This is a genomic window from Oleiphilus sp. HI0086, assembly GCF_001635225.1.
In genome coordinates, this window is sequence record NZ_LWFZ01000898.1 from 1 (window position 1) to 1,515 (window position 1,515).

Genomic DNA, 1,515 nt, shown 5'->3' on the forward strand with positions numbered 1-1,515 from the left:
GAAAGCTAAAGCAGAGAAAGCCAAAGCAGAGAAGGCTAAAGCAGAGAAGGCTAAAGCAGAGAAAGCTAAAGCAGAGAAAGCTAAAGCAGAGAAAGCTAAAGCAGAGAAGGCCAAAGCAGAGAAGGCCAAAGCAGAGAAGGCCAAAGCAGAGAAGGCCAAAGCAGAGAAATCGGGTGGTGCTTCCAGCCACAAAGGTTCCGGTCAGGCTTCGAATTTAAAGACTATTAAGCCGCGTCAAAGACTTGTAGATGGCATACCGGGTTCAGAATATCTAATAGATAAGAAAACGCTTAGGCAAAACTTCGTACTGACTAAAGAGGGTGAGGTTTTATATAAGTATGGAGCCGTCAAAGCTAAGCAGATTGAACAATCAATGTCACCTAGGCATAAGCTCATTGCGAGTGACTATTTGAAGCAAGGCTTTAAAAAAATTGAAAGCAACCTGGTAAGACCGAAAAGAAGTTACAGAGATGTTGGTAAAACCTATTACGGTCAAATTACATATTTACAGGACAGTGAAGGCTATTTTTATAATGTTGTATTTAAACAGCGTTCTGGAAGTGAAGATCTAGATAAGGCATTTATGGAAGCTTTATTAAAAACTGGGAGACTTGCGCCACCAATCGATCCAAAGGTTAGAAACTATTTTTTATATCGAAAGGGTTTGCTCTATTACGGTGAGTCTGATTTTGCTAACTAGTTTTAAGCGTTAGGTATCTTCGTTTTGGGTGTGGACAAGATAAAAGATCGTTGGCGTTTTGGTGTTCTACTTGCTGTAAGTATTATCATACATTTGCTCGCTTTAATCTTTTATGTGTGGCGAACGCAACATAGTGAGAATGAAGTCGAAGAAACGTCTGTCGTCCAAATTAAATTGATAAAACATCACTTAGAAGAACCAGGACCAGAACCAGAACCAGAACCAGGACCAGAACCAGAACCAGAACCAGAACCAGAACCAGAGCCAGAACCAGAGCCAGAGCCAGAACCGAATCAGGATTCGGATTATTTTTCTCCGGTGCATAATGCACAGGAGTTTTCGTCCAGTAATCAAACAAATCGAGAGGCCAAAGAGGTGTTTTTTGGTGATGGCGGGGTCGAGCGCGGAGAGCAGCTAGCGAATAAAAGTATTTTAAATGAGGAGCCTGAGAAATGGAGTCAGTTGCCTGACCCTTCAGATGATCTGGCGGCCTCTGAGAAAAAAACACAGAACCAAACAGATGAAACTGAGTCAATAAGCCGGAATCTGTTAGATACGAGTACTAAAGGTGTTAATAAAGTGGCTGAACAATCTTCACAGCTGAATGACATGGATGAGCGTAACAATGTAGAGGAGAGCTCCATTATTCCTTCGTATATGGAAGATGTATATGGTGAATATGAGGCTGATACCGTTCTTTTAGAGGAAAAGAGTCAAGGAAACCCAGACACTCATGTTGTTGGGAATATCAGCTTGCTCGGTGAAGATGAACTTGAGAACGTAACTGTTGAACAACCATATAGCGAACAAGAAAG

The 1,515-nt window shown here is 41.7% G+C and carries 2 protein-coding genes; both read left to right on the forward strand.

What is annotated here, in order from left to right:
- On the forward strand, nt 1-700 hold a 700-nt coding region (locus A3756_RS26755), incomplete at its 5' end, for a hypothetical protein (protein ID WP_197481342.1).
- 30 nt (nt 701-730) lie between these two features.
- A partial coding sequence (locus tag A3756_RS27785) for a hypothetical protein (RefSeq protein WP_197481343.1) occupies nt 731-1,515 on the forward strand: 785 nt, incomplete at its 3' end.